The sequence below is a fragment of the Pseudomonas neuropathica genome (assembly GCF_015461835.1).
Taxonomy (GTDB): domain Bacteria; phylum Pseudomonadota; class Gammaproteobacteria; order Pseudomonadales; family Pseudomonadaceae; genus Aquipseudomonas; species Aquipseudomonas neuropathica.
The window spans coordinates 248853-273121 of sequence record NZ_JACOPX010000004.1 but is presented as its reverse complement, the minus strand read 5'-3'; the positions used below and the strand labels follow the sequence as shown (position 1 = coordinate 273121).

At 59.6% G+C, this 24269-nt stretch carries 22 protein-coding genes and 2 tRNA genes; 7 read left to right on the top strand and 17 right to left on the bottom strand.

The genetic code is table 11. The features are described 5' to 3' along the window. The first annotated feature begins 298 nt into the window (after positions 1-298). On the top strand, positions 299-493 hold the full coding sequence (locus H8F23_RS07045) for a hypothetical protein (protein ID WP_150706119.1): 195 nt from the start codon (positions 299-301) through the stop codon (positions 491-493). On the opposite strand, the gene H8F23_RS07040 is transcribed toward H8F23_RS07045, so the two are convergent. After that, positions 494-919, bottom strand: coding sequence for a PA3611 family quorum-sensing-regulated virulence factor (locus H8F23_RS07040; RefSeq protein WP_016985722.1), 426 nt, complete (start codon positions 917-919; stop codon positions 494-496). It abuts the gene before it with no gap. Positions 920-1108: 189 nt separating this feature from the next. Between H8F23_RS07040 and H8F23_RS07035 the strand changes: the two genes are divergently transcribed. Further along, positions 1109-1855 (top strand): tRNA-uridine aminocarboxypropyltransferase, encoded by a 747-nt coding sequence (locus H8F23_RS07035; protein WP_194933857.1) that lies wholly within the window; start codon positions 1109-1111, stop codon positions 1853-1855. Positions 1856-1927: 72 nt separating this feature from the next. On the opposite strand, the gene H8F23_RS07030 is transcribed toward H8F23_RS07035, so the two are convergent. After that, a complete protein-coding gene (locus H8F23_RS07030) occupies positions 1928-2086 on the bottom strand; it encodes a hypothetical protein (protein WP_157786312.1) in 159 nt (52 codons plus the stop codon). Between H8F23_RS07030 and erdR the strand changes: the two genes are divergently transcribed. Then, the gene (gene erdR / locus H8F23_RS07025) at positions 2079-2729 is read left to right on the top strand and encodes a response regulator transcription factor ErdR (RefSeq protein ID WP_095119237.1); all 651 of its coding nucleotides are present in this window, start codon (positions 2079-2081) and stop codon (positions 2727-2729) included. The genes H8F23_RS07030 and erdR overlap by 8 nt on opposite strands. Before the next feature lie 74 nt (positions 2730-2803). Further along, a complete protein-coding gene (locus H8F23_RS07020) occupies positions 2804-3166 on the top strand; it encodes a diacylglycerol kinase (RefSeq protein WP_003222276.1) in 363 nt (120 codons plus the stop codon). Here H8F23_RS07020 and H8F23_RS07015 read toward each other — a convergent pair. Then, positions 3163-4089 carry a LysR family transcriptional regulator gene (locus H8F23_RS07015; RefSeq protein ID WP_095050445.1) on the bottom strand — a complete coding sequence of 309 codons (927 nt, stop codon included), beginning with the start codon at positions 4087-4089 and terminating at the stop codon, positions 3163-3165. The genes H8F23_RS07020 and H8F23_RS07015 overlap by 4 nt on opposite strands. Positions 4090-4222: 133 nt before the next feature. Here H8F23_RS07015 and fpr point away from each other — a divergent pair, with 133 nt between their 5' ends. Further along, positions 4223-5002 (top strand): ferredoxin-NADP reductase, encoded by a 780-nt coding sequence (fpr, locus tag H8F23_RS07010; RefSeq protein ID WP_007908723.1) that lies wholly within the window; start codon positions 4223-4225, stop codon positions 5000-5002. A gap of 165 nt (positions 5003-5167) precedes the next feature. Here fpr and tsaA read toward each other — a convergent pair whose 3' ends face one another. The 6 genes from tsaA to rimO all read right to left on the bottom strand — a co-directional run bounded on the left by tsaA (position 5168) and on the right by rimO (position 10493). Beyond that, a complete protein-coding gene (gene tsaA / locus H8F23_RS07005) occupies positions 5168-5866 on the bottom strand; it encodes a tRNA (N6-threonylcarbamoyladenosine(37)-N6)-methyltransferase TrmO (RefSeq protein WP_194933856.1) in 699 nt (232 codons plus the stop codon). A gap of 184 nt (positions 5867-6050) precedes the next feature. Next, complete coding sequence (locus H8F23_RS07000; protein ID WP_007908720.1) at positions 6051-6821, bottom strand: SDR family oxidoreductase; 771 nt, start codon at positions 6819-6821, stop codon at positions 6051-6053. A gap of 129 nt (positions 6822-6950) precedes the next feature. Next, positions 6951-7421 carry a YehS family protein gene (locus H8F23_RS06995; protein ID WP_007908719.1) on the bottom strand — a complete coding sequence of 157 codons (471 nt, stop codon included), beginning with the start codon at positions 7419-7421 and terminating at the stop codon, positions 6951-6953. Positions 7422-7493: 72 nt separating this feature from the next. After that, positions 7494-8204, bottom strand: a complete 711-nt coding sequence (locus H8F23_RS06990) for an rRNA pseudouridine synthase (protein WP_194933855.1) — start codon at positions 8202-8204, stop codon at positions 7494-7496. A gap of 156 nt (positions 8205-8360) precedes the next feature. Further along, positions 8361-8834, bottom strand: a complete 474-nt coding sequence (locus tag H8F23_RS06985; protein ID WP_194933854.1) for a GNAT family N-acetyltransferase — start codon at positions 8832-8834, stop codon at positions 8361-8363. Positions 8835-9155: 321 nt separating this feature from the next. Beyond that, complete coding sequence (rimO, locus tag H8F23_RS06980; RefSeq protein ID WP_194933853.1) at positions 9156-10493, bottom strand: 30S ribosomal protein S12 methylthiotransferase RimO; 1338 nt, start codon at positions 10491-10493, stop codon at positions 9156-9158. A gap of 349 nt (positions 10494-10842) precedes the next feature. Here rimO and H8F23_RS06975 point away from each other — a divergent pair, with 349 nt between their 5' ends. Continuing rightward, a complete protein-coding gene (locus H8F23_RS06975; RefSeq protein WP_407692554.1) occupies positions 10843-12684 on the top strand; it encodes a potassium transporter Kup in 1842 nt (613 codons plus the stop codon). Positions 12685-12845: 161 nt separating this feature from the next. Here the strand turns inward: H8F23_RS06975 and H8F23_RS06970 are convergent, their stop codons facing one another. The 5 genes from H8F23_RS06970 to H8F23_RS06950 all read right to left on the bottom strand — a co-directional run bounded on the left by H8F23_RS06970 (position 12846) and on the right by H8F23_RS06950 (position 18445). Then, positions 12846-13172, bottom strand: coding sequence for a DUF3077 domain-containing protein (locus H8F23_RS06970; RefSeq protein WP_194933851.1), 327 nt, complete (start codon positions 13170-13172; stop codon positions 12846-12848). Positions 13173-13855: 683 nt separating this feature from the next. After that, on the bottom strand, positions 13856-15151 hold the full coding sequence (locus H8F23_RS06965; RefSeq protein ID WP_095126537.1) for a virulence factor family protein: 1296 nt from the start codon (positions 15149-15151) through the stop codon (positions 13856-13858). Next, positions 15151-17790 (bottom strand): bifunctional lysylphosphatidylglycerol flippase/synthetase MprF, encoded by a 2640-nt coding sequence (gene mprF / locus H8F23_RS06960; protein ID WP_194933850.1) that lies wholly within the window; start codon positions 17788-17790, stop codon positions 15151-15153. The genes H8F23_RS06965 and mprF overlap by 1 nt, the downstream gene beginning before the upstream one ends. A gap of 279 nt (positions 17791-18069) precedes the next feature. Continuing rightward, positions 18070-18146 (bottom strand) — tRNA-Met (locus tag H8F23_RS06955). A 222-nt stretch (positions 18147-18368) separates the two neighbouring features. Further along, positions 18369-18445 (bottom strand) — tRNA-Met (locus H8F23_RS06950). Positions 18446-18725: 280 nt separating this feature from the next. On the opposite strand from H8F23_RS06950, the gene dinB reads away from it, so the two are divergent. After that, on the top strand, positions 18726-19787 hold the full coding sequence (gene dinB, locus H8F23_RS06945) for a DNA polymerase IV (protein WP_194933849.1): 1062 nt from the start codon (positions 18726-18728) through the stop codon (positions 19785-19787). Between the two features lie 102 nt (positions 19788-19889). Here dinB and H8F23_RS06940 read toward each other — a convergent pair whose 3' ends face one another. The 3 genes from H8F23_RS06940 to H8F23_RS06930 form a co-directional block, all read right to left on the bottom strand. After that, a complete protein-coding gene (locus H8F23_RS06940) occupies positions 19890-20843 on the bottom strand; it encodes a hypothetical protein (RefSeq protein WP_194933848.1) in 954 nt (317 codons plus the stop codon). A 17-nt stretch (positions 20844-20860) separates the two neighbouring features. Next, positions 20861-22576, bottom strand: a complete 1716-nt coding sequence (locus tag H8F23_RS06935; RefSeq protein WP_194933847.1) for a proline--tRNA ligase — start codon at positions 22574-22576, stop codon at positions 20861-20863. 131 nt (positions 22577-22707) lie between these two features. Beyond that, positions 22708-24267, bottom strand: coding sequence for an AmpG family muropeptide MFS transporter (locus H8F23_RS06930; RefSeq protein ID WP_093436370.1), 1560 nt, complete (start codon positions 24265-24267; stop codon positions 22708-22710). Between the last annotated feature and the right edge of the window lie 2 nt (positions 24268-24269).

Below are 24269 nucleotides of genomic sequence, written 5' to 3'. Positions count from 1 at the left end.
GCGCTGCAAAAAACACACGATCGGCAGTTCCTTGCCTGCCGTTGAAAAAAGATCGGGAATACACTGAATCTAGACCCTCGCACGGATTTGCGCTGACTTGATCATTGCGCCGTAAAGTTTTGGCTGGCAATCGTTTATTGATTTTCCGCGCGTTGCTTCACCGCTCGTCCGAACGTGCGCCAAGCGGTAATCCCTCTGATTAACTAACGTACAGGCGCCGTACGACAGCTTTGCGTCAACGACCGTAGGCCAGGCGCATGCAATTCAAGGATTCGTGGGTGGCAAGGAGGCGGGACATATGGCCAGAGTGATTCTGGAGATCGATACGCAGCTGTATCGGATGTTGAAAGCGGCAGCCGAGACCAATCATCTCAGTCTCGAAGAGGAGTGCTGCCGGCGGTTGGCGGGCGGCGAGCGCCGTTCGCACTATCTACAGGCCTTGCTGGCCGAACTGCGCGCCGAGGATGAACAGCGGCGCGCCAATTCGCGATGATTACTTCTTCTTCGCCGGGGCGGCTTTCGGGCAATCCGATTCCTGGTAGCTGGCGGAGCCGATCGCTTTGTTGGTTTTCACTTCAGTGAAGTCGTAACGCATGATCGCACCCTTGGCCATCAGCTTGCGGAACGACGGGTTGTTGCACACCGAGGCGCCCAACTGGAAATACACGGCTTTAGGGTCAGCGCGCATTTTGTCGGCGTGGCTCTTCTGCACGCTCAGGTGGTTGATCAACTGCGTGCCTTCCACGGTGAAGCCCTGATCAAGAATGTCTTCACTGATGGCGCGTGGAGTGCCGACGCTGCTCTGGGCGGCGACGTTGCGCAGCTCGCGGTTCAGATTCTGCTCACTCAGGGAGGCAGCCTGAGCGGTGAAGGACGACGCCAGCAGAATGGCAGCGGTGGGAACGATAAGGCGCAGCATGAAACTCTCCTGGTTCAGTGACTGGTGGTTCGACCAGCCACGTGACTGTGCGTTCAGTGGCGGCGAATTATAGGGGAGCCGGTCGGGAGGGTACAGGCTTGTGCCCGTCGCTCTGGTAAACTGCCGGCCTTTATTGCCCTGCCGAGTGTTGTTCGTGTCGAGTTTTCCTGCTTTTCGGCGTTATCCGCGATGAATCATGCCCCCAACGCCGTCGCTCGTCTGCGCGACCAGCGCGAAGACGAAGGTATCAAGCCGATTCAGGCCCGTGGCTTTCGCTCCGAGCGTTGCCGTGATTGCCGGGTGATCATCAGCCATTGCCTGTGCGCCTGGCGACCTAGTGTCGAGACGCGGTCGGGCGTGTGCCTGATCATGACCGGCAAGGAAGTGTTCAAACCGAGCAACACCGGTTGGCTGATTGCCGACGTGGTGCGCGATAACCATGCGTTCATCTGGTCGCGCACCGAGCCCGATCCGCAGATGCTGGCGCTGCTCAATGACCCGCAATGGCAACCGTACCTGGTGTTTCCCGGCGAATACGTCGAGCCGTCACGGGTGACCAATACGGTCGCTCCCGATAGCAGCAAGCGCCCGCTGTTCATTCTGCTCGACGCCACCTGGACCGAAGCGCGGAAGATTTTCCGCAAGAGCCCGTATTTCGACCGTTTGCCAATCCTCAGCCTGCTGCCCGATAAACTCTCGCGCTACCGCTTGCGCCGTTCGACCCGCAGTGAGCACCTGTGCACCGCCGAAGTCGCGGCGTTGTGCCTGGAGCTGGCCGGTGACAGCGACGCCGCCTCGGCGTTGGACGCCTATTTCGACGTGTTCAGCCAGCATTACCTCGGCGCCAAACAGCAACTGGACATGAATGAAGCGACGCCGGCCCACGTCGAGTTGTTGCCTTATATACCAAAGCCGCAGCCGGAGTTGGCCCAATAGTGGCCCATACTGTACAAGCCAGCGGCCGTGCTGCTTGACCACCCCGTCTTCGCTGGGCATGCTTGGCGCCGATTAGGGTGCGGCCAAGGTTTGAAACGCCGTGTTTGCTGTTGATTGGCGTTGAACGTGCCCCTGTGGATATCGCTTGAAAGCGGCATCTTGAGTTGCTTTGGCCAGACCGGAATGCTCCGGGTCTGCCATCAAAAACAGGATCATTTGAAAAATGGCCACATACGACATCCTGATTGCCGATGATCACCCCCTGTTTCGTAGCGCCCTGCATCAAGCGGTGACGCTGGGCCTTGGCCCGGATGTACGGCTGGTGGAAGTGGCGAGCATCGCCGAGCTGGAAGCGCGTCTGACCGAAAAGGCTGATTGGGATCTGGTCCTGTTGGACCTGAACATGCCCGGCGCTTTCGGGTTTTCCGGGTTGGTCATGCTGCGCGGGCAGTACCCGCAGATACCGGTGGTGATGGTTTCGGCGCAGGAAGAAGCTTCGGTGATGGTCAAATCCCGTGAGTTTGGCGCCAGTGGCTTTATTCCCAAGTCCAGCGACCTCAGCGTGATTCAGGAAGCGGTGCGCAAAGTGCTCGATGGCGATGTGTTCTGGCCGCCACAAGCGTTCGAGGCGGTCAGTGTTTCCGACGAAGCCAAAGCCGCCAGCGATGGCCTCGCCAGCCTGACGCCGCAGCAGTTTCGCGTGTTGACCATGGTCTGCGAAGGCCTGTTGAACAAGCAGATTGCCTATGAGTTGAGCGTGTCGGAAGCGACCATCAAGGCCCACGTCACGGCGATCTTTCGCAAGCTGAATGTGCGCACTCGCACGCAAGCGGCTTTACTGCTGCAACAACTTGAGTCAATTCCGAGCCAATAATGGCTGGCGTCTTCACGCTTTTTTGACTTTTGTTGCTCTAGCTTTCCCACTCCTTTTTGGTTGGTTTCTACTTTATGTCACCTTTCAAGGGCCAGACCGGCCTGAAACGTATCCTCAATGCCTCCGGTTACTCGCTGGATGGCCTGCGCGCGGCTTTCACTGGTGAAGCGGCGTTCCGCCAACTGGTACTGCTCAATGTGGTGCTGATTCCGCTGACGTTCTTCCTCAATGTCAGCCGTGTCGAACAAGCGCTATTGATCGCTGTGTGCCTGTTGGCGCTGATCGTCGAGTTGCTGAATTCGGCGGTGGAAGCGGCCATTGACCGCATCTCGCTGGAACTGCATCCACTGTCGAAGAATGCCAAGGACATGGGCAGCGCCGCACAATTCGTGGCACTGAGCATGATCGCGCTGGTGTGGGCAGTAATTCTGCTTTAAGCGATTGTCGGCAAAACGATCTCGTCGCTGCGCTGCACCCCGGCGGTGAAAGCGCGGCACAGATCGAGAAATTCGCGCATGGCAGAAGTCTGATATTTCTGTTTGTGCCAGATGAAGTAGAACTGTCGCGCCAGATCCAGATCCGGCGTTTCCACCGGCACCAGACTGCCGCGGCGGAACGCATCACGCAGCGCCAGCCGCGAGATGCAGCCAATCCCTAGTCCTGATTCCACCGCGCGTTTGATCGCTTCGGTGTGTTCCAGCTCCAGACGGATATTCAGTGCGCTACGATGGTGACGCATGGCCTGATCGAAGGTCAGCCGCGTGCCGGAACCCTGTTCACGCAGAATCCATGCCTCGCGAGTCAGTTCTTCCATGGTTGCGCTGCCGCGTTTGGCCAGCGGATGCTGCGGCGCGCAGAACACCACCAGCTCATCTTCGACCCAGCTCTGCACTTCGATGTCCGGGTGGCTGCAATCGCCTTCGATTAGACCCAGATCAATTTCGTAGTGGGCGACTTGTTGCACGATATTGGCGGTGTTCTGTACGTGTAGCTTCACTTGGCTTTCCGGGTGGCGCTGCATGAAACTGCCGATCAGCAGGGTCGCCAGATAATTGCCGATAGTCAGCGTCGCGCCCACCGACAGCGAGCCGAAACCGGATTTGCCGTTGAGCAGGTCTTCGATTTCCTTGGCCTGATCGAGCAGGGCCACCGCCTGCGGCAATAGCTGTTTGCCGAGGGCGTTGAGGCTCAGCCGTTTGCCAGCGCGGTCGAACAGCTGGCAGCTGGATTGGCGCTCGAGTTCGGTGATCGACGTGCTGGCGGCCGACTGCGAGAGGTTGAGCAGACCCGCAGCACGGGATACGCTTTCCTGCTGGGCGACGGCGACGAAGACTTGCAGTTGACGGAGAGTAAATCGCATATCGATATAACCGATAACCCTTATCTTAATAATCCAGTTAACAGATATTGTCGTCGCTATTAGAATGCGATGCAATTGCGCACCGTAGCCTTCAAAAGCCAGCGCAGACCCAATCTCCAGGAGTCAAACGTACATGAGCAACATGAACCACGAGCGTGTCCTCAGTGTTCATCACTGGAACGACACTCTGTTCAGCTTCAAGTGCACCCGCGATCCGGGCCTGCGCTTCGAGAACGGTCAGTTCGTGATGATCGGCCTGCAACAGCCCAACGGCCGGCCGCTCATGCGCGCTTACTCGATCGCCAGCCCGAACTGGGAAGAGCATCTGGAATTCTTCAGCATCAAGGTGCAGGACGGCCCGCTGACCTCGCAACTGCAGCACTTGAAGGAAGGCGACGAGATCATCATCTCGAAGAAGCCTACCGGCACCCTGGTTCTTGACGACCTGAACCCGGGCAAGCACTTGTACCTGCTGAGCACCGGCACCGGTCTGGCGCCGTTCATGAGCGTGATTCAGGACCCGGAAACCTACGAGCGCTTTGAAAAAGTGATCCTGGTTCACGGCGTACGCTACGTCAACGAAGTCGCCTACCGCGAATTCATCACCGAGCACTTGCCGCAGAACGAGTTCTTCGGCGAAGCGCTGCGTGACAAGCTGATCTACTACCCGACCGTGACCCGTGAGCCTTTCGAGAATCAGGGCCGCCTGACCGACCTGATGCGCAGCGGCAAGCTGTTCAGCGACATCGGTCTGCCACCGATCAACCCGCAGGACGACCGCGCGATGATCTGCGGCAGCCCGAGCATGCTCGACGAGACCAGCGAAGTGCTCGACAGCTTCGGCCTGAAGATCTCGGCGCGGATGCGCGAGCCGGGTGACTACCTGATCGAGCGTGCGTTCGTCGAGAAGTAAGCCCCACTGAAAAAGCCCCCATTGCCTATGCAGGCAATGGGGGCTTTTTTATGCCCGAAACATTCACCTGTAGGAGCTGCCGAAGGCTGCGATCTTTTGATCTTGCTTTTGAAGAGCAAAATCAAAAGATCGCAGCCTGCGGCAGCTCCTACATTGGGCGCGGCTTCAGACCATGGCGGGAATGACTTCCAGCACACGAATCTGCTCAGGCGTCGGGTAATGCCAGCGCACATCCAGATCCCAGAATTGCGCACCGTACTCGCGTTCAGGCGCCGGGGTTTGATAGGCCGGACGCGGATCCTGGGCCAGGCACTGTTCAATCAGCTCAACCAAGGGTTCGTCAAGGCGCTGAGCGTGTGTGTGCGCTTGTTTCAGCGCTGAGTCCGTCCACTGCACGTCAATCAATTGCGGCGCGGCGCTGGCGATGCTATTGGCGGCGTCGGGGATGATATCGGCGTAAGGCACGTAGGGTTTGATGTCGAGAATCGGCGTGCCGTCGAGCAAATCGATCCCGGAGATGAACAACCGATTGGCTTCAACCTTGTCCAGTTTCACCACCGATTGGCCGATGCCGTTTGGCCGGTGGGTGGCACGGGTGGCGAACACGCCCATGGACTTGTTGCCGCCCAAGCGTGGCGGGCGCACTTTCAGTCGTGGTTTGTCTTCCAGCGCCTGATGGAACAGAAACAGCAGCCAGACATGGCTGACCTGTTCCAGGCCCTGCACGGCGTCACCCTGATCGAACGGCGCCACCAGTTCCAGCACGCCACGTGCGGCGGGGGCCAGTTGCGGTTGACGGGGGATGGCGAATTTCTCCTTGAAGCAGGAGCGCACGAAGCCGATGGGGGAGACGCTGTAAGTCATGGTTTGCATTCGAAGCGGGGCAGGGGGGGGGCATGATAACCCGTCCCGTCTCAAGTCTGGTGATGGCAGGGCGGACGCCATCGCGAGCAGGCTCACTCCTACAGGGTTGTGGATGTACACAAAATCTCTGTTCGCTGAAAACCCCTGTAGGAGTGAGCCTGCTCGCGATAGCTTCACCGCCGACCTAGAGGCTGAACCCACCATCCAGCGGAATAATATTCCCCGTCATATAAGCCCCAGCCGTACTCGCCAGACTGATCGCCAGCGCCGCCATCTCCTCCTCCCGTCCCCAACGCTTCATCGGAATCAACGCCGTATCCTCAGCCAGCGCCTTCTCATCATTACCAATATGCTGGGTCATCTTGCTCGGAAAGCGCCCCGGCGCAATCACGTTGACGTTGATGTGCTGGCTCACCAGTTCCCGCGCGAGAATCCGCGACAATTGATGTAGGGCGGCCTTACTTGGCCCGTAGGCATACGCCTGCTCGCCAAACGAAGAAATCCCCGCCACCGAGCCAATGTTGATGATCCGCGCCGGGTTCGCCGCCGAACCCGCTTTGCGCAACAACGGCAGAAACTGCTGGATGCAACTGAACACCGACGTCACGTTGAGCTGCATGACTTTTTCCCAACCCTTGACCGGGTAGCTCTCCAGCGGCGCGCCCCAGGTAGTGCCGGCGTTGTTCACCAGAATATCCAGATGCGTGATCTGCTCGCCCAGGCGCGCGGCCAGTTCCTGCACGCCTTCTTCCGTCGCCAAGTTTGCGGCAATGCCATGACATTTGCCCAAAGCGCTGAGTTCTTCAGCCGTTTGATGGCAGGCTTCGGCGTCGCGCGAGCAGACGTAGACACGCGCGCCAGCCTCGACAAAGGCTTTGGCGATCATTTTGCCGATACCACGGGTGCCGCCGGTCACCAGAGCGGTGCGGCCTTGCAGGGAGAAATACGGGTGCATGGCGAGTCCTGAGGATTAGGGGTCAATACACCCTAGTCGTCAGCCGCGAAAAGCGGAGCCACTATTTTCAGAGGGAATGAGCGGTCATGCGTTGCGGCGGCGACCATCGGTCGCCACCGCAGAAGGGGATCAGGCCGGGCGAACGCGCAGGGTCAGACCCTTGAGGAAGTTGCGCAGCAACTGGTCGCCGCACGGGCGGTAGTTGGTGTGGCCGACCTTGCGGAACAGCGCACTCAGCTCAGGCTTGGACACTGGGAACTCGGCGGCCTTGAGGATCGCGTGCATGTCGTCTTCTTTCAGTTCGAAGGCCACGCGCAGCTTTTTAAGGATGATGTTGTTGGTCACCGGCACTTCGATCGGCTGCGGCGGACGGCTTTCGTCCTTGCCACGCTTGAAGATCACCAGACCGTCGAGGAAATGCGCGATGACTTCGTCCGGGCAGCGCACAAAACCTTCTTCGTCTTCTTCTTTCTTGTCGAGCCAGGTCACTACGTCGGCGAGCGCTACTTCCATGCCGCCGAGTTTGATGATCTCGACAACCTTCTTGTCGCTGATGTCGAGCATGTAGCGCACGCTGCGCAATACGTCGTTATGAATCATGTGAGTAATCCTGATAAGCGTTGTGGGCCGCACGCAGGCGCGCTGCCGGAATGTGTGGCGGCAGTGGAAGTCTTAGAACTTCTCTTTGCCGGACAGGTAGCGCCATTGGCCGACCGGAACCTTGCCGATCGAGACGCCGCCGATGCGGATGCGACGGATGCCGATGACCTTGAGGCCCACCGCTTCGCAAAACTGGGCGATGATGCCGGGCTGCGGGTTTTTCATGGCGAAGCGCAGCCGGTTTTCGTTCTGCCAGCTGGCCTTGACTGGCGGCAGCTCCTTGCCCTTGTGGGTCAGGCCATGCTGCAAACGGTTGAGGCCGTGGGCGACCATGTCTCCTTCGACTTCAACCACGTATTCCTGCTCGATCTTCGCGGCGTCGGCGGTGAGTTTGCGGAGGATTTTCCAGTCCTGGGTGAACACCAGCAGGCCGCTAGCCTTGGCTTGCAGGTCGGCGCTGGCGGTCAGGCGCAGGAAGTGCCCGCGCAACGGGCGTTTGCTGAAGCGGTGTTCTTCGCTGAGGGTTTCGGCGCTCAGCGATTGCATGGCGGTCTCGACATCCATGCCAGCCGGCGCGTTGAGCAGGATGGTCACCGGCTCCGGCGCAGTGGCCTTGGCGTCCTTGTCGAGCTCGACCTTCTGGTCGCCGACCTTGAATTGCGGCTCGTCAATCACTTCGCCGTTCACGGTGACCCAGCCGCCCTCAATGAACAGCTCGGCCTCCCGGCGGGAGCAACCGACCAGTTCGATGAGGCGTTTGGAGAGGCGAATCGGGTCAGTCATGACAGGGCCGTAACAAAAAAGGGGTGGGCATTGTACCTGTGTGGCGCCGGTTAAGCCCGGTTCCATTTGTAGGAGCTGCCGAAGGCTGCGATCTTTTGATCTTTAAAAAGCAAAGATCGCAGCCTTCGGCAGCTCCTACAAGGGTACGGTGGTGTGTCAGGCGTGGCTGGAGCGCTGCTGGTTCTGGCGCAAACGCATGTGCAACAACGGATACGGCTGGCCCATGCCATCCACCTCCGAACGGCCGATCACCTCGAAACCCTGCTTGAAGTAGAACCCCAGCGCCTGCGGGTTTTGTTCGTTGACGTCGAGTTCATCGGCATTCAAATGTTGCAGAGCGTAATTCAACAGTTTCTTGCCCAGTCCCTGTCCGCGATGCTCAGGATCGATGAACAGCATTTCGATCTTGCCCGCCGCGACACCGGCAAACCCGGTGATGCGCTGGTCGGTGTTCTTGGTGCAGATCAGCATCACTGCATCGAGATAGCGGGTGAGCACCAGATTGCGCAGCAGCTCGATATAGCTGTCCGGCAGAAAATCATGGGTCGCGCGGACCGAGGCCTCCCAGACCCGGGTCAGTTCCTGATAATCGCTGAGTTTCGGCGTGTGGATGACCGAATGGTGACGCATGCCCGTCTGCCTCTTGTCCGTTTCAAGGGAGTCCGTCCCCCGCTAAACGATAGCCGTAAAAAAGCCCCGCATCTCGTAAAAAGAGCGGGGCTTTTTGTATTTTTTGCGGTGTCTGGCTGGCTGTTTCTGTCGCCAGCAAGATCTCTCCCCCTCACCCCAACCCTCTCCCCCAAGGGGGCGAGGGGGAAGGAAGCTGATCTTCGTGCTTTTCAAACCTGCGTTCGACCGGATAGCTCAGGTCGATGTACCTCGAAAGAACAACACGATCAGCGCCCTCTCCCTCCGGGAGAGGGCTGGGGTGAGGGGCTTTTGATCTTTAGATCAGATCTGCTCAGCCCACAGGTCATATTCGTCAGCGTCAGTCACCTTGCACCAGACCTTGTCGCCAGGCTTCAGGTTGCTGCCGTTGTCGATAAACACGTTGCCATCGATTTCCGGGGCGTCGAAGAAGCAGCGGCCAACCGCGCCTTGCTCGTCAACTTCGTCAACCAGCACTTCAATCTCACGGCCGATGCGCATTTGCAGGCGGGCCGAGCTGATCGCCTGCTGGTGCGCCATAAAGCGATCCCAGCGATCTTGCTTGACCTCGTCCGGCACCACTTCCAGATCCAGATCGTTGGCAGGCGCGCCATCGACCGGCGAGTACTGGAAGCAGCCCACGCGGTCGAGTTGTGCTTCGGTCAGCCAGTTCAACAGGTACTGGAAATCTTCTTCGGTTTCGCCCGGGAAGCCGACGATGAAGGTCGAACGGATGATCAGGTCCGGGCAGATTTCGCGCCAGTTCTTGATCCGCGCCAGGGTCTTGTCTTCGAACGCCGGGCGTTTCATCGACTTCAAGACTTTCGGGCTGGCGTGCTGGAACGGGATGTCCAGGTACGGCAGGATCTTGCCGGCAGCCATCAGCGGGATCAGCTCGTCAACGTGCGGGTACGGGTAAACGTAGTGCAGGCGGACCCAGACGCCGAGGGTGCTCAATGCTTCACACAGTTCGGTCATGCGGGTTTTCACCGGCGCGCCGTTCCAGAAGCCGGTGCGGTATTTCACGTCAACGCCGTAGGCGCTGGTGTCTTGCGAAATCACCAGCAGCTCTTTAACGCCGGATTTGACCAGGCGCTGAGCTTCGTCGAGCACATCACCGACCGGACGGCTGACCAGTTTGCCGCGCATCGACGGGATGATGCAGAAGCTGCAGCTGTGGTTGCAGCCTTCGGAAATCTTCAGGTAGGCGTAGTGACGCGGGGTCAGTTTGATGCCTTGCGGCGGCACCAGGTCGATCAGCGGGTTGTGATCCTGACGCGGCGGCACCACTTCGTGCACGGCGTTGACCACTTGCTCGTACTGCTGCGGACCGGTCACGGCCAGCACGCTCGGGTGCACGTTGCGGATGTTGCCTTCTTCCACGCCCATGCAGCCGGTGACGATCACCTTGCCGTTTTCCTTGATCGCTTCGCCGATCACTTCCAGCGACTCAGCCTTGGCCGAATCGATGAAACCGCAGGTGTTGACGACTACAACGTCGGCGTCCTGATAGGTGGACACCACGTCATAGCCTTCCATACGCAGCTGGGTCAGGATGCGCTCGGAGTCGACCAGTGCTTTCGGGCAACCCAGAGATACAAAGCCAACCTTTGGATTGGCCGGCGCAGGAGTGGTGGACATGTCTAACCTCGGTATTTTGTGACATCGCTTTCTTGGTGCGAAAGCCGACGGACGGGCGCTTAGGGCGCGCCTCTGATCAAAAAGTGCGCAATTCTAGCGGCGGGCAACGCACTTGACCAGCTTTATGCAGGGAAATACGACGAGTGCTGCGCTATGCTTCGCGCCGTTGAGCTTTACCAATTTTTTACAGTCAACAAAACGTCTGTAACAACAGGTAAAACAGCGCATGCTGCACCACAAAGCATAGTGCTTCATTCAAGAAGCCGGTTCTGAGAAGTAGGAGTGTTGGATGGGTCAGGCAAGTAGTCATGCGGCAGGCGCCGAGGGTTCGGCCTCCAAGCCGCTGAGCATGCTGGTCGCGGCGGTCGGGGTGGTTTACGGCGACATCGGCACGAGCCCGCTGTACACCCTCAAAGAAGTGTTTTCCGGCGCTTACGGCGTATCGGTCAATCACGATGGCGTGCTGGGTATTCTGTCGTTGATCTTCTGGTCGCTGATCTGGGTCGTGTCGATCAAATACATGATGTTCGTGCTGCGCGCCGACAACCAGGGCGAGGGCGGCATCATGGCGCTCACCGCACTGGCGCGGCGCGCGGCGGGGCATCGCAAGAAGTTGCGGTCGTTGCTGGTGGTTTGCGGACTGATCGGCGCGGCGCTGTTTTATGGCGACAGCATGATCACCCCGGCGATTTCCGTACTGTCGGCGATTGAAGGTCTGGGGCTGGCATTCGATGGCATCGACCATTGGGTGGTGCCGCTGTCGCTGGTGGTGCTGGTGGCGCTGTTTCTGATCCAGAAACACGGTACGGCGCGGATTGGCATTCTGTTCGGGCCGATCATGGTCACCTGGTTCCTCGTCCTCGGCGCCCTCGGTGTGTATGGCATCAGCCACACGCCAGAAGTGCTGCATGCGATGAATCCGATTTGGGCGGTGAATTTCTTCGTCGTTCATCCGGGCATGGGCGTAGCAATCCTCGGCGCTGTGGTGCTGGCGCTGACCGGTGCCGAAGCGCTGTACGCCGACATGGGCCACTTTGGTCGCAAGCCGATTGCCCGGGCGTGGTTCATCCTGGTGTTGCCGGCGCTGGTGCTCAACTACTTCGGTCAGGGCGCCTTGCTGCTGGAAAACCCCGAAGCAGCGCGTAACCCGTTCTATCTGCTGGCACCGAGCTGGGCGCTGATTCCACTGGTCGGTCTGTCGACGCTGGCCACGGTGATTGCCTCGCAAGCGGTGATTTCCGGCGCGTTCTCCCTGACGCGTCAGGCGATTCAGCTCGGTTACATCCCGCGCATGTACATCCAGCACACCTCCAGCGATGAGCAGGGCCAGATTTACATCGGCGCGGTGAACTGGGCGCTGATGGTTGGCGTTGTGCTGCTGGTGCTTGGCTTCGAATCCTCCGGCGCACTGGCCTCGGCCTATGGCGTGGCGGTGACGGGCACCATGCTGATGACCACCATTCTGGTGTCGGCAGTGATGCTGCTGCTGTGGAAATGGCCACCGATCCTTGCGGTGCCGGTGCTGATCGGCTTCCTGCTGGTGGACGGCCTGTACTTCGCCGCCAACGTGCCGAAGATCGTTCAGGGCGGCGCATTCCCGGTGATCGCCGGTATCGCGCTGTTCGTGCTGATGACCACCTGGAAGCGCGGTAAACAACTGCTGGTCGATCGTCTCGACGAAGGCGCACTGCCGCTGCCGATCTTTATCAGCAGCATCCGCGTGCAACCGCCGCATCGGGTGCAGGGCACTGCTGTGTTCCTCACCGCGCGCTCCGACGCCGTGCCGCATGCGTTGTTGCACAACTTGCTGCACAACCAGGTACTGCATGAGCAAGTGGTGTTGCTGACGGTGGTCTACGAAGACATCCCGCGCGTACCGCCATCGCGGCGCTTCGAGGTCGAGGCCCACGGCGAAGGCTTCTTCCGGGTGATCCTGCACTTCGGCTTCACCGACGAGCCGGACGTGCCGCAGGCGCTGAAGCTGTGTCATCTGGATGATCTGGACTTCAGCCCGATGCGCACCACGTACTTCCTCAGCCGCGAAACGGTGATTGCCTCGAAACTTGAGGGCATGGCGCGTTGGCGTGAAGCGCTGTTCGCGTTCATGTTGAAGAATGCCAATGGGAACTTGCGGTTCTTTAATCTGCCGCTGAACCGGGTGATTGAGTTGGGGACGCAGGTCGAGATGTAACTTCGCGTTATAGAAAGAGCCCCCGTCAGCCTTGTGGTTGGCGGGGGCTTTTTTGTCGGCGGCAACTTCAGATCAAAAGATCGCAGCCTTCGGCAGCTCCTACAGGTTTCGCATTCCATGTAGGAGCTGCCGAAGGCTGCGATCTTTTGATTTTCAAACCTTTACAAGCCTTCAGGTATCTCTGCTTCAGACTCGGTCTTCGTCCGCGCAGGTCGTGGGATCAGCGCTTGGATCACATCATCAATCAAGGCTTTGCCCATCACCGTCAGGTAATGCGCAGCCCAGGCATGGCGGTCGGTGTCTCTGATGAAGGCAGCATCCTCGGCGAAGGATTTGGCGAGGGATAGCAGGTCGGAGGATTGGGACAAGGCATCGATGATAGGGATGCCGGCGCGGACGTTGAAGAACGCTTGATCCGAGTGGTAGAGGAAGGGGGTGAAGCCGATGGTTTTAACGTTTGCGAGTCCGTGCAGATCAGTTTCGGGCATCTTGTTACTCCTTGGTTCGTAGCGCCGCGACTTTCGTTACCACACGAAAGGGAGGCAGCTGTACGCAGGGTGGTAAACCGGGAACCAAAGAAACCGGCACGCCCGAAAGCGTCCCACGCACAGCCGCCATAACTTGAGGAGCGCGCTGTTGCGATGGTTTCTCCGGGTTACCACACCCGATCTCTGAATGGGTCAGCGACGTCCGGAGAGTATCCCGTCGAAAAACAGCGCAATAGAGCGGCACAGCGCCCCAACAAGAGTTTCGGAGTTTGCCTACAAGGTCCGTGGGCGTCATCTGATATTGCGAGACTGGAAGTAAACGAAACTAAACGTTGCTGGCGGTTTTGCGGGGATTTGTTCAGCAGATGAATGAGTGTGGAGTTGACGATTCGATAATGCCAATCAAGCAGGTGTCCACGTTTTATGGAATGTGGACACTTGGCGTTTTTGGCTTCCTGAAGAGTCAAGAAATTTACGGTCACTGCACAAAATCTCGAATCCAGCGCCATCCCTTGTAGGAGTGAGCCTGCTCGCGATAGCGGTGTGTCAGTTGGCAAATAGGTGGCTGACACTCCGCTATCGCGAGCAGGCTCAGTCCTACAGGGGAGCGGGTTCTTCGTCCGAGATGTAAAAAGCCCCCGCAACTGCGAAGTTGCGGGGGCTTTTTATGGGCGTGGCTCAGATTACTCTTCGGCGACCGAGTCCTTGCTCTGACGCTTCTCGATCAAGTCCACCAAACGCTTGGCCAGCGCCGGGTAGTTCTCGTCGAAGTGGTGGCCGCCGGGCAATTTGACTGCCTCGCCCACCGCAGTTTTGTCGGTGCAGCCACTCTCATCCGTCTCTTCTTCACCATAGATGCACACAACCTTGGCCGCTGGCAGCTTGGCCATTTCCGGGCCGGTGGCGGCTTCTTTGCCGGCGTTGCCCAGCCAGCCTTCGACTTCGATTTCGAAGCTGCCGGTGCGGGCGAAGGCCAGCAGGATGATTGCGTCGACGCGCTGCTGCTCGGTTTCTGGCAAGCGGTTGTAGATCGCCGGCAGGACGTCGGCACCAAACGAGTAACCGGTGAGGATGAAGCGCTTGGTGCCCCATTTCTGCCGGTAGTGCTGCATCAGTTCGGTCAGGTCCAGTGCGCTTTGTTCCGGGCTCTTGTGCTGCCAGTAGTAGCGCAGGGTGTCGATGCCGACGACCGGGTAGCCGATCTTGGCCATTTCACCGGCCACGTCGCGGTCGAGGTCGCGCCAGCCGCCGTCACCGGAAAGGAACAGGGTCACGGTGTCCTTGGCTTGACCGGCCGGCACTTCCACCACCGGGATCGCCAGACCGCCGTTGGCCTTGTCGCCGCCGACGAGGATCTTGCGCAGTTCGTTGTTCAGCACTTGCGGCAGGTTGATGTCGTAGTCGCTGATGCTGGTTTCGGCGTTCGGTTGATCGCGCACGAAACCTGCGCTGGCGTCGTCCGGGTTGTCGTTCCACGCCACCAGCCAGTGGCCGTGGGCGGCGGATTTCGGCAACAGGTGAGTGCAGCCGGGTTTTTCCAGCGCCAGGTCCACGGAAATCGCTTGGGCCTTGTCGTCCTTTTGCTCGGACAACCAACGCCAGGCCAATACCGCGCCGGGGCCGATACCGCTTACCAGCGTAGCCGGGCCGTTCAGTTCGCGCAGACCGGTTTGCAGGGCGCGGCTTTGCAGCAGGCAGTCCTTGGGCAGAATCACCTGAACGATTTGCGCCGAGGCGCTGCGGCTCAGGGTGGTCAGTTGTTTTTCAGAGAGTTTCTGGTCGTCGTTGACCGCGACCAGCACCTGCGCCTTGGGTTTGGTGCCGGGGATGACGCGGGTCAAAACGGTGCCGTCTGCCGCCGTAACAGGTTCGAGCGTCGGTTCCGGTGCCGGGCGTTTGAGGTACCAGAAACCGCCGCCGGCAATCACGGCCAGCACGATCAGTGCGGCCAGGATGTACTTCAGGGAGCGTTGAATCATCAGCGTTTCACCAATCCAGTCAAGCCGCCCGCGATCAGGGCAGCAGTGTCGGCCAGGGCCACCAACGGATCGAGTCCGGCGGGCACGGCCATATAACGGGGTTCCCAGTCAGGCTGGAACTTGTCTTTGAAGCGGCGCAAGCCTTGGAAGTTGTACAGCTGCTCACCACGGCGGAAAACCATCGAGCCCAGACGCTGGGTCAGCGGTGCACCACGCCGGGGTTGCAACCCCGACAACGGCACCATGCCCAGGCTGAAGCGCGCGTATCCGTGACTCTTATAGTGTTGAATCAGGCCGACCATCATGAATTCCATGGTCAGCTTGGGGGCGTCCGGGTGTGCGCGCATCAGGTCGAGACTGGCCAGGTCATGGCTATAAGTTTCGAGCAGGTTGGCGAACGCCACCGGGCGACCTTCGAAGCGAATCACCGCGATGCGGAAATGCTTCAGGTAATCGTCGCTGAAGCGGCCGAGGGAGAAGCCTTTCTCACGCACGTTCTTGCCGGTCAGCCACGCATCGGAAATCACTTTCAATTCGTCCATCGGCGCCTGACCCGGCTCGTGGATTTCCAGCGACAAGCCGTCGCGGGTGCCACGGTTCCAGGTGTAACGCAGGTCCTTCATCTCTTTGCCCTTGGCTTCCAGGTCAAAGCGCAGCAGATCGACCCGGGCTTCTTCGCCGAGTTTGATCGCGGTCAGGCCGATGTCCATGTAGTACGGCAGGTTCTCCGCGCGCACCTGGTAGAACACCGGGCGGGCGTGGTGAATGTCGCAAAGGTCGCGGAACTGCCAGATCATCTCGGCGCGCTGCTGGCCGGGGCCGATCGGGTCGTACAGCGCCACCAGGCTGCGGCCACGGCGTGCGTACATCAGGAAGGCTTCGTCGTTCTGGTGAAACAGCAGTGCCTTGTCACCGGTCAGCGCGAGGCCGCCATCAGGTTGCGACGACGCCATCAGAATCTTCGCCGCGCGATCGAGCTCGTCAGGTGTCGGCAGGTGAATGACCGGGCGCGCGGTGCGCAACAGCCAGGTCAGCGCGATGACCAGCAACAGCACGGCAGCGCCGAGTAGCGAGCGCAGGCCACGCGGGGCGTCAGCGTCGAGGGTGAACTGCCACCACAGTTGATGGCTGTACGGCACGTCCTGATAGGCGAACAGCAGCAGCCACGTCGAAGCGCCCAGCACACAGAGGCTGGCCACCAGATACAGGGGGGAGAAGGGCAGTTCGGTCAGGCGGCTCGGGCGATAAAACGAGCGACGGAACACACCGAGCAAGGCTGCGGTGAGGGTCATCAGCGTCGCTTCTTCCCAGTCGAAACCTTTAAGCAGCGAGAGCAGGGCGCCGACCAGCAGCAGAATGGTGGTGAGCATCCACGCCGCCGACAGGCGACGACGCAGACCCTGAGCGAGCATCAGACAGAGCACGCCGATCAGGCTGGCGCCGAAGTGCGAGGCGTCGACCAGACGATGCGGGATCAGAAAGCCGATGTGCTCCAGACGTGTATCGATCTCGGGCGTCGCGCCGGAAAACAGCAACACCACGCCGGACAGGAACACCAACACTGCCAGAATCGGTGCCGCCAGGCCGGACGCGGCGCGCATGGTCTGGGTTTGAAACAGGCGCTGGCCTTCGTTGATCAGCAGCAGTACGCAGGCGACCAGCAGCGGCAGCACCACATAGATCAGTCGATACAGCAGCAGGGCAGCGGCCAGAGGCGCGGCACCGAGCTTGTCGGCGAAAGCGGCCAGCAGAATCGCTTCGAACACACCGACACCGCCGGGCACATGGCTGAGTACGCCGGCAGCCAGCGCCAACAGGTACACCAGCAGGAATGCACCAAACGGCGGCGCCTCCGGCAGCAATAGATAGAGGACAGTAGCGGCAGCGGCAACGTCGAGCGCGGTGATGATCAGTTGCAGGAACGTCAGGCGGCGGCCCGGCAGGCGCAGCGTGCGCCGGCCGACCCTGACCAGCAGATTGTCGCGCAACGGTTGTTCCGGCAGGCGCCGACGGTAGATGCCGACAGCCAGTACTGCGCCAAGCGCCAGCACGACAGCGGCGACTGTGCCGAGCAGACCTTCGGACAAACCCAGGGCTTGAGAGGCAGCAGGCAGGTCGCTCAGCGTCGCGAGCGCTGCCAGCGGCGGCAAGGCGCAACCCAGCGACAGACTGGCGAACAAGGTCATGTGCGCGACTTCCGACGCCCCCAGACCCAATCGTGCATATAAACGGTAGCGCACCGAACCGCCGGACAGCAGCGACAGACCGATCGCATTGCCAATCGCAAACGCGGTGAAGCCGCCCAGCGCCAATGTGCGCGGCGGTAAGGTCACGCCGGCATAACGACTGGCCGACCATTCATAGCCAAGCAGAATAATGAAGCCGACCACGGTCGCACCGAAGGCGCCGAGCAGGGCGGGTTTCGGCACGTCGAGAATCGAGTCGTGCAGCGCATCGAGATCGAGTTCGGCGAGCAGATGACGACAGGCAATCAGCGCAATGGCGAACAACAGCAAGGTGACCCCCAGCCCGATGGGCTGACGGTATTTGCTCAACCGATCCAGCAAGCGCAGGCGCTCGGGTTTGATCGGGTGTTCCGCTGTGACGGTGTCTTGTGGATCAGACGAGTTGGCGCGCATCAATCACCTCTTGGATTGTGCGCGACAGGATGGAGGTATCCAGCCAAGTTACCAATCCCTGTAGAAAAAAATAATCACAAAATACTACGCCTCTCACCGGGTATCGGCGAGGGCAGTTCCTGGATTGCAGAGGCCATGCCTGCGACTCAAGCATAGTCGCAAGTGAGTACTTCTGAAGATCCCAAGCGGTTCACTGCACAGTGACAGATCATTGTTGCGAAAGGACTTTTTCAACAGATACAAAAAAGGCCACTCTTTCGAGTAGCCTTTTTTGATGTTTGGTTGCGGGAGCCGGATTTGAACCGACGACCTTCGGGTTATGAGCCCGACGAGCTACCAGACTGCTCCATCCCGCGTCTGTGTGGCGGCATTCTACAGGCGAACGGCGAGGTGTCAACCGCTAATCCCGTAAAGGGTCAAATAAGTGTGCAATCGCGTCAAACGGTCGCAGGTGGCGCGTTAAGTTTCGGAAATGCAAAGAATTCCTGTTTGGCGATCGCTTCTCTATAAGAAGAGGAAATCGATAAAACAGACGCGCACAAAAAAGGCCACTCTTTCGAGTAGCCTTTTTTGATGTTTGGTTGCGGGAGCCGGATTTGAACCGACGACCTTCGGGTTATGAGCCCGACGAGCTACCAGACTGCTCCATCCCGCGTCTGTGTGTCGGCATTCTACAGAGGAACGCCGGGGTGTCAACCTGCAATCTGAATAAAATCTGTTGAGGTTCAATCGGTTAGCGCTTTTTGTCGGGTGTTTTTCGCGCTGCAGGGCAGGTGGCGCAAGGCTTTCAGCTCTATTGGATGCCTCTCTTCGATTGATAAAATAAATTCAAAGGACATTTCCTACCGTCCGGAAAGAACCTTCATACCACTGGTGCTATATACAGGTGTCAGTGAGATACTGCCGATCCGGCTCGCCACGTTTCCTTTTCTGACATGACTCAGCGAAAAATCATCCACATCGACTGTGATTGCTTCTACGCCGCTATCGAGATGCGCGATGACCCGCGTCTGGCCGGCAAGCCGTTGGCGGTGGGTGGTTCGGCGGACCGGCGCGGGGTGATCGCCACCTGCAATTACGAAGCGCGGGCCTATGGTGTGCGTTCGGCGATGGCTTCGGGACATGCTTTGAAGCTGTGCCCGGACCTGACCATCGTCAAGCCGCGCATGGACGCGTATCGCGAAGCGTCGAAAGAAATACACACGATCTTCAGCGACTACACCGACCTGATTGAACCGCTGTCGCTGGATGAGGCTTATCTGGATGTTTCCGATAGCGCGCATTTCGGCGGCAGTGCCACACGCATTGCCCAAGACATTCGCCGGCGGGTCTCCAATCAATTGCACATCACCGTGTCTGCGGGCGTGGCGCCGAACAAGTTTCTGGCAAAAATCGCCAGTGACTGGAAAAAGCCCAACGGCTTGTTCGTTATTACGCCGGATCAGGTGGAGGAGTTTGTCAGCGGTTTGCCGGTGAGCAAGTTGCACGGCGTCGGCAAGGTCACCGCCGACAAGCTCGGCAAGCTGGGGATCGTCGACTGCCAGCACTTGCGCGAGTGGGACAAGCTGGCGCTGGTGCGCGAGTTCGGCAGTTTTGGCGAGCGACTTTGGAGTCTGGCCCGTGGGATCGATGATCGGTTGGTGCATAACGACAGCCGGCGTCAGTCCATCAGTGTGGAAAATACCTACGACGTTGATCTGCCGGATCTGCGCAGTTGCCTGGAAAAATTGCCCGAACTCCTGGAAACCCTGAAAACCCGTATGGCGCGGATCGACAGCAGTTATCGGCCGGGCAAGCCGTTCGTGAAAGTGAAGTTTCATGACTTTACCCAGACGACGCTGGAGCAGGCCGGGGCGGGGCGGGATCTGGGCAGTTATCAGTTGATGCTGACGCAGGCGTTCAATCGCGGCGGCAAACCGGTGCGGTTGTTGGGGGTTGGGGTAAGGCTGGAGGATTTACGCGGAGGGTTTGAGCAGATGGAGTTGTTTGAGCGGTAGTTTTGCGGTGTCTGTCAGGGCCTCTTCGCGAGCAAGCTCGCTCCCACATTGAAATGCGTTCCAATGTAGGAGCTGCCGCAGGCTGCGATCTTTTAATAGGCCTTAATTCGGTCCCGGATCAGCCACCAGGCGCCCGGCATCCTTGGTCAGCGACTTGAGAAACTCGGTCTGCAACTCGGGATCATTGCGCGTCAGTTCGATCAGGCTTTGTTCCAGCTCGCTGGCTTCTTCTTCAAGACCCAGTTCCGACAGACGTTTGACCCGGTGCACCCACTGGCTCACTTCGTCGTCTTCCAGGTCGTCATAAATCAGCCCGTGCGCTTCCAGCAACTTGCCGCGCAGATGACTGCTGATCATCAGCGATGAGTCAGAGTGCACGTCATCCTTGGCGTCTTCGACGCTGATCTGCAGTTTGCCGACATGATTAAGGTCATTTTCGGCAAACGGACTGTCGAGCAGGTTCAGGCGCAGCACACCGTTACGATCAGTGGTCATGTCGAAGGTCTGTTTGCCAGCCTTGACCTGCACCGGACGTTCGCTCCACGGCAGGCTCGAATACTCCGTACGCTTGTCGCGCTGGACTTCATCGATGCCGGCCAGGTTCTGTTGCGCACGACCGTTGGACTGCGCGTTCATGAACGGGTTGAGCCCGGCAAAACCATAGCTCAGCCAGTCCCTGGTGACGCTGTCCGGCAAGTTGCCGAGGGCGAACACATTGACCACGTTGGCGCCGATGCCGCCCACCACGGCTACCGCGCCTAGCGGAATCTCATAGATCTCCCGCCAAGGCTGGTAAGGCGTGTAGCGATCGTAGCGACGCGTCACTTCGAACTCGGTGACTTCGAAGGTCTTCTGCTCGTTGATCTTTACGCGTCGCTGCGGCAGCTCAAGCTCCTTAGGCTCACCGACATCGATCTGCAGGCTGTGGTCGAGCAATTTTCGCTCGACCCGCTCTTCGTGCTCGCTGCGTTGTGACATGTGATTGGCACAGCCGCTGACCAGCAGGGCACCGCACAGGGCGGTGCCACCGAGGCCTAAGGTGTTTCGCTTGAACATGACGTCTCTATCTGGTTTCAGCGGCGGATACGGGCCTGAAGGAAGGACACCACATCGGCGACCGGCAGCGCTTGCGCTTCCGGCTCGGTACGGCTCTTGTATTCCAGGTTGCCTTCGGCGAGGCCGCGGTCGCTGACCACGATCCGGTGTGGAATGCCGATCAGTTCCATGTCCGCGAATTTGATGCCCGGGCTGGTTTTCTTGTCGCGATCGTCCAGCAGCACTTCGAAGCCGGCGGCCGTCAGTTCGGCGTACAGCTTGTCGGTGGCTTCACGGACCTGCTCGGTTTCATAGCGCAGCGGTACCAGAGCGATCTGGAACGGCGCCAGGGTGTCGCTCCAGATGATGCCGTTGGCGTCGTTGTTCTGCTCAATGGCCGCAGCCACCACGCGAGATACGCCGATGCCGTAGCAACCCATTTCCAGGGTGACTGGCTTGCCGTTCTCGCCCAGCACTTCGCACTTCATCGCCTTGCTGTACTTGTTGCCCAGCTGGAAGATGTGCCCGACTTCGATGCCGCGCTTGATTTCCAGCGTGCCTTTGCCGTCCGGGCTTGGATCACCGGCGACCACGTTACGCAGGTCAGCGATGGTCGGAACCGGCAGGTCACGCTCCCAGTTCACGCCGAAGTAGTGCTTGTCGTCGATGTTCGCGCCGATACCGAAGTCGCTCATCAGTTCGACCGAACGGTCGATGATGATTGGCAGCGGCAGGTTGAGCGGGCCGAGCGAACCGGCGCCGGCGCCGATGGCGTCACGCAGTTCGGCATCGGTGGCCATGACCAGCGGGCTGGCTACGCCAGGTTGCTGGGCAGCCTTGATTTCGTTGAGTTCGTGGTCGCCGCGGATGACCAGCGCGATCAGCTTGCCTTCTTCTTCGGCGCGCACGATCAGGGTCTTGATGGTCTTTTCAATCGGCAGATTGAATTTTTCCACCAGCGCCGCGATGGTTTTGGTGTCTGGCGTATCGACCAGGCGCAGCTCTTCGGTCGGAGCGGCGCGCGAGGTTTCGCGTGGCACCGCTTCGGCTTTTTCGATGTTCGCCGCGTAGTCGGAACCGTTGCTGAAGACGATGTCGTCTTCGCCGGATTCGGCCAGTACGTGGAATTCGTGCGAACCCGCGCCACCGATCGAACCGTTGTCGGCTTCAACCGGACGGAATTTCAGGCCCAAGCGGGTAAACACGTTGCAGTACGCTTGGTGCATGCGGTCATAGGTGACCTGCAGCGATGCCTGATCAGCGTGGAACGAGTAAGCATCTTTCATGATGAATTCACGGCCACGCATCAAGCCGAAGCGTGGGCGGATTTCGTCACGGAATTTGGTCTGGATCTGGTACAGGTTGATCGGCAGCTGTTTGTAGCTGCTCAACTCGTTGCGCATCAGATCGGTGATCACTTCTTCATGGGTCGGGCCCGCGCAGAAGTCGCGACCGTGGCGGTCTTTGATGCGCAGCAGCTCAGGGCCGTACTCTTCCCAGCGCCCCGATTCCTGCCACAGCTCGGCCGGTTGCGTGCTCGGCATCAACACTTCCAGAGAACCTGCAGCGTTCATCTCTTCGCGAACGATGGCTTCAACCTTGCGCATGACTCGCAGGCCCATGGGCAGCCAGGTGTACAGGCCGGAGGCGAGCTTGCGGATCATGCCGGCGCGCAGCATCAGCTGGTGGCTGATCACGACCGCGTCGGAAGGCGTTTCTTTCTGTGTGGCGAGCAAAAATTGACTGGTGCGCATGGTTGGCCGTTGTCGGTTGCTATGACTGGAAATGACTCCGCAGTGTACCGGCGAGTTTTGCCGACGTACAGGCGTGAGGTCAGTAGGGGGGGGCACGACGGCGGGATTCCTCCCGCCGTTGCCGAAACGTCTTACGATTCTTCTGCGACCGGTGTCGGCACAGGCTCCGGCGTTGGCGTCGGGCCTTGGCGGCGGCTCTCCTGGAACCAGTGCAGGGCGATCAACAGCAGAGTCGGCACACCGAGCAGGGCGGTGATCAGGAAGAAACTGTGGTAACCGAACTTCTCCACCAGAACCCCGGAATAGCCGCCCATCAGACGCGGCAACAGCAGCATGATCGAGCTGAGCAGCGCGTATTGCGTGGCCGAGAACTTCAGGTTGGTCAGGCTCGACAGGTAGGCAACGAACGCCGATGTCGCCAGGCCGGAACTGAAGTTGTCGAGGGATATGGTCACCACCAGCATCTGCAGGTTCGGGCCCATGTCGGCGAGCATGACGAACAGCAGGTTGGTGGCTGCCGAGGCCGCCCCACCGATGAACAGGATCGGCAGAATGCCGAAGCGCACGATCAGCAGGCCGCCCATGCCGGCGCCTACCAGCGTCATGATCAGGCCGAAGATCTTGCTGACACTGGCAATCTGATCCTTGGTAAAACCCTGGTCGATGTAGAACACGTTGGCCATGACGCCCATCACCGTGTCCGACATTCGATAGGTGGCGATCAGGCCGAGCAACAGCAGTGCCTGCCAGCGATAGCGCAGAATGAAGTCATTGACCGGCGTCAGCACCGGGGCGAGGCCGCGACGGCCCATGGTCGACAGGCACAGACCGGTCAGCAGCGTATACAGAATGGCGCGCAGAAACGCGCGGTCTTCAAGCAGCAGGTCGAGCGGGCTCATGCCGCCGAACAGTACGCTGGCGAAATCAGTGTTGTAGAGCTGGGTGAACATCGCCGGTACCGAGACCAGCAACACGATCAGCACAAACACCGACATCAGTTGGTGCATGAAGGTGTAACGCCCGGCCTGCAACTGAGTGCGTAGCGGCACCGGTGGCTCGCGCATGAACAGCGTGGTGAGCAGCGCGGGAATCATCAAGGCACCGAACAGCGCGTAGGTGCCGGCCCAGGCCGAATGCTGATAGTTGAAGCCAGTGGAGCCGAAGCCCTCAGCGAAGAACAGCGCGCCAGCGGTGGCCAGCAGTGCAGCCACGCGATACCCGGACATATAGCTGGCGGCGAGGGCGGCCTGGCGGTTGTCTTCGGCGATTTCCAGGCGATAGGCGTCGACCGCGATGTCTTGGGTGGCGGAGGCGAAGGCGACGACAACCGCAATGGCGATCAACCAGGACAGGTGCTTTTGCGGGTCGCAGAAACCCATGCCGATCAAGCCGAGGATGACCAGGGCTTGTGAGAGCACCAGCCACGAACGGCGACGGCCAAGTTTGCCCAGCAACGGCAGGCGCCATTGGTCGAGCAGTGGTGACCAGACCCATTTGAACGCATAGGCCAGGCCGATCAGGCTGGCGTAGCCAATGGTTTCACGGGCGACACCGGCTTCACGCAGCCAGACGGAAAGCGTAGAGAACACCAGCATGTACGGCAGGCCGGCGGCGAAACCGAGCAACAACAGCACGAGCGTCGAAGGACTGGCATAAGCGGCTAGCGCGGCGCGCCAGGTTTTACGGGGCATGG

Bases quoted from the DNA above. Each gene is read 5' to 3' on its own strand.
- H8F23_RS07045 (WP_150706119.1), top strand. From the start codon at position 299: ATGGCCAGAGTGATTCTGGAGATCGATACGCAGCTGTATCGGATGTTG.
- H8F23_RS07040 (WP_016985722.1), bottom strand. From the start codon at position 919: ATGCTGCGCCTTATCGTTCCCACCGCTGCCATTCTGCTGGCGTCGTCC.
- H8F23_RS07035 (WP_194933857.1), top strand. From the start codon at position 1,109: ATGAATCATGCCCCCAACGCCGTCGCTCGTCTGCGCGACCAGCGCGAA.
- erdR (WP_095119237.1), top strand. From the start codon at position 2,079: ATGGCCACATACGACATCCTGATTGCCGATGATCACCCCCTGTTTCGT.
- H8F23_RS07020 (WP_003222276.1), top strand. From the start codon at position 2,804: ATGTCACCTTTCAAGGGCCAGACCGGCCTGAAACGTATCCTCAATGCC.
- H8F23_RS07015 (WP_095050445.1), bottom strand. From the start codon at position 4,089: ATGCGATTTACTCTCCGTCAACTGCAAGTCTTCGTCGCCGTCGCCCAG.
- fpr (WP_007908723.1), top strand. From the start codon at position 4,223: ATGAGCAACATGAACCACGAGCGTGTCCTCAGTGTTCATCACTGGAAC.
- tsaA (WP_194933856.1), bottom strand. From the start codon at position 5,866: ATGACTTACAGCGTCTCCCCCATCGGCTTCGTGCGCTCCTGCTTCAAG.
- H8F23_RS07000 (WP_007908720.1), bottom strand. From the start codon at position 6,821: ATGCACCCGTATTTCTCCCTGCAAGGCCGCACCGCTCTGGTGACCGGC.
- H8F23_RS06995 (WP_007908719.1), bottom strand. From the start codon at position 7,421: ATGATTCATAACGACGTATTGCGCAGCGTGCGCTACATGCTCGACATC.
- H8F23_RS06990 (WP_194933855.1), bottom strand. From the start codon at position 8,204: ATGACTGACCCGATTCGCCTCTCCAAACGCCTCATCGAACTGGTCGGT.
- H8F23_RS06985 (WP_194933854.1), bottom strand. From the start codon at position 8,834: ATGCGTCACCATTCGGTCATCCACACGCCGAAACTCAGCGATTATCAG.
- rimO (WP_194933853.1), bottom strand. From the start codon at position 10,493: ATGTCCACCACTCCTGCGCCGGCCAATCCAAAGGTTGGCTTTGTATCT.
- H8F23_RS06975 (WP_407692554.1), top strand. From the start codon at position 10,843: ATGCTGGTCGCGGCGGTCGGGGTGGTTTACGGCGACATCGGCACGAGC.
- H8F23_RS06970 (WP_194933851.1), bottom strand. From the start codon at position 13,172: ATGCCCGAAACTGATCTGCACGGACTCGCAAACGTTAAAACCATCGGC.
- H8F23_RS06965 (WP_095126537.1), bottom strand. From the start codon at position 15,151: ATGATTCAACGCTCCCTGAAGTACATCCTGGCCGCACTGATCGTGCTG.
- mprF (WP_194933850.1), bottom strand. From the start codon at position 17,790: ATGCGCGCCAACTCGTCTGATCCACAAGACACCGTCACAGCGGAACAC.
- dinB (WP_194933849.1), top strand. From the start codon at position 18,726: ATGACTCAGCGAAAAATCATCCACATCGACTGTGATTGCTTCTACGCC.
- H8F23_RS06940 (WP_194933848.1), bottom strand. From the start codon at position 20,843: ATGTTCAAGCGAAACACCTTAGGCCTCGGTGGCACCGCCCTGTGCGGT.
- H8F23_RS06935 (WP_194933847.1), bottom strand. From the start codon at position 22,576: ATGCGCACCAGTCAATTTTTGCTCGCCACACAGAAAGAAACGCCTTCC.
- H8F23_RS06930 (WP_093436370.1), bottom strand. From the start codon at position 24,267: ATGCCCCGTAAAACCTGGCGCGCCGCGCTAGCCGCTTATGCCAGTCCT.